Below are 2,798 nucleotides of genomic sequence, written 5' to 3' on the forward strand. Positions count from 1 at the left end.
ACGACAGAATGGCTCGTCCTTAGATTATTTCAAACATCCTGTGCGGCAGCGGTTGCGATGCTTTTCAATAACTATAATATTTCAAACATACATAGTACCTGCCTTATCCGTATAGTTTAAACGATGCAGTGTCGTGGATGGAGCACCATTACGATAATTTTATGGCGGATAAATCGTATGAGTTCGCAGTAACAGACAAAGAAACTGGCGAATTATTTGGAGCAATTGCGTTATCGAACAATAAACGTTTTAACCATGGAGAAATTGCCTATTGGATTGACGAGCCATATTGGGGAAATGGCTATGTGACAGAGGCAGCGCAGTCGATTTTACAATTTGCTTTTGAAGAAAAGAAACTGCACAAAGTGTTTGCGCGATATTTTCCATCGAACCTTGCTTCGGGGAAAGTTATGGAGAAGATTGGTATGAAAAAAGAGGGGATTTTAAATGAACATGTCATAAAAGACAGTAAATATGTGGATTTAGTATATTACGGAATTATTAATGAAAAAGACGAATAATTAACATGCGAAATTAAGAAGTGGGGGCGATTATTACTTATTCTCCATTCGAAAAAATAAGAGTATTCGAGTTTCATTTCGAATACACTATTAATTTGAAGAAAATCAACTAAATTGGAAGGTGCCTGGCACTTCTTTTCTTGGGACTAACCCAAATGTCGCTTACTCTCCTAAAACCTTACGGCATGGCCGTGCATCATGCCCGCAGAGCTTCCGTGTCAAACCGACTATCATTATACCTATTATAATGCATATTCCAAATTAACTAGCTAAGATCCTACTTTTTATAATTAGTTTAAATTAACTACAAAAAAAGGTATAGAAAATCCAATAAATTTAGAGGTATTTTTAATTTCATTACCATGTCAAGTGGTAAATTATACCTACCATAAGATAGCATCTGGGTTTTTCTTAATAGTTTTTATAAAATTAAAATAATTCCAAATATTCATGTAAATTAACTTTTATTAATCTATAATAAAGTCAATGGAAAAAAATGGGGGGATCGATATTGAAGAAAAAGTTTATTGTTCCTGCAGTACTATCGTCAGCGTTGTTGGTAGGTTCTATCCCAGTCGGTAATGTATTTGCGAAGCCGGTTGATTCGAAGGTGGCTAGTAGTGTACAAGCTTCTAAAAAGTGGAATGAGAAGGCAAGCGTTCCTGTTTTTGTGAAGGAGCGATTTGCTGAGAAATTCTCTTCTAGCAACCCTTCCAATGCACTAAATTATTTAAAGAAAAACGAAGGTAAAACCGGAATTAAAAATCCAGATAAAAACCTAAAAGTAAAAGATTTACAAAAAGACAAACTCGGTATGACCAACGTTCGCTTTAATCAATCAATAAATGGAGTGAACGTAGAAGGATCCGAAGTTATTGTTCATTTTAATAAGAATAATGAAGTCGTATCCGTCAACGGAAGAGTAAATCAGACGATTGCCGATGATGCGGTGGACACGACTGCCTCCTTAAGCAGTGATGCAGCACTAAAGCAGGCACTATCATCTGTCAATGCCCCTGAAGAGCTAACGTATGAGCCAACTTCTGAGCTTGTAGTCTATCCTTTTGAAGGAGAGAATCATACAGCTTATAAAGTGAATGTTAACTTCATGGGGGATGAGCCTGGCAACTGGTTTGTCTTTGTGGATGCAAACACGGGAGAAATCATCGATAAGTATAATGGTTTAATGCATGCTGATGAAATGAAAACACAAAAAGGTGCTGGAAAAGGGGTACATGGTGCTCACAGGGAATTACATATTACCCAAGTGAAGGAACCTAAATCTGGAACTCAGTTTGCGTTAGCTGATTACTCTCATAATGGTCTTGATGGAATACTTACGTATGATGCTAAAAATGATAATAGTTCCAGTAATGATACTCTATATGTGGGGAATTCTGCTGCATTTATCGGCGACTATGATCGGGCTCTTGTCGATGCACACTATAATTCGGAAAAGGTATATGATTATTACCTTAATGAGCATGGTCGAAATTCTCTTGACGGTGAAGGAATGGCAATCATTTCTAAGGTCCACTATGGCAATAATTACAACAATGCATCCTGGAATGGGCGTTGGATGACCTATGGGGATGGTGACGGTGAGTTCTTTATTTCACTATCAGCCGGTCTTGACGTTGCTGCCCACGAAATGACTCATGGCGTCATCACTCATACAGCAAATTTAGTTTACCGCAATCAATCTGGAGCACTAAACGAATCATTTGCTGACGTCTTTGGTGCACTTGTTGACGACGATGATTGGGAAATGGGTGAGGATATTATGGCACCAGCTGCTAAAGCTGACGGTGTAACGAGATTGCGCAGCTTGAGTAATCCAAACAGTGTTGTAGTAAGTAATGCGGAAAGAGCTGCATATGGCAGTGGAGTCTATCCGGCTCATATGGATGAATTTTATCACATGCCAACTTCGGTAGATGGCGGCGGTGTCCATGTTAACTCCTCGATTACAAACCACGCTGCATACTTGATTGGTCAAGAAATTGGAAGGCACAAGTTAGGACAAATCTACTATCGTGCAATAAGCGTTTATTTAACGCCAAATTCCGATTTTAGTGACGCTCGTAAGGCTATTGTTCAGTCTGCAATTGATATTTATGGTGAAGGCAGCAAGGAAGAGGCTGCAGCTGCTGCCGGATTTGATTCGGTGGGAATTTACTAAGTATATAATTGGATCCGCCCGCAGGAATCAATACTTTTAGCGGATTTTAGAAGAATATTGAAGTGCGTTTTATGTTCCCCCAGAATAAGAGTTTG

2 protein-coding genes are annotated in these 2,798 nt (G+C 38.7%); both read left to right on the forward strand.

Annotated elements, in window-relative coordinates:
* The first annotated feature begins 137 nt into the window (after positions 1-137).
* Positions 138-521, forward strand: coding sequence for a GNAT family N-acetyltransferase (locus AC1DUW_RS25065; protein ID WP_321177327.1), 384 nt, complete (start codon positions 138-140; stop codon positions 519-521).
* 496 nt (positions 522-1,017) lie between these two features.
* A complete protein-coding gene (locus AC1DUW_RS25070; RefSeq protein WP_477643744.1) occupies positions 1,018-2,703 on the forward strand; it encodes a M4 family metallopeptidase in 1,686 nt (561 codons plus the stop codon).
* Positions 2,704-2,798: the final 95 nt, after the last annotated feature.

It is taken from the genome of Peribacillus sp. P4_C12 (assembly GCF_056402095.1).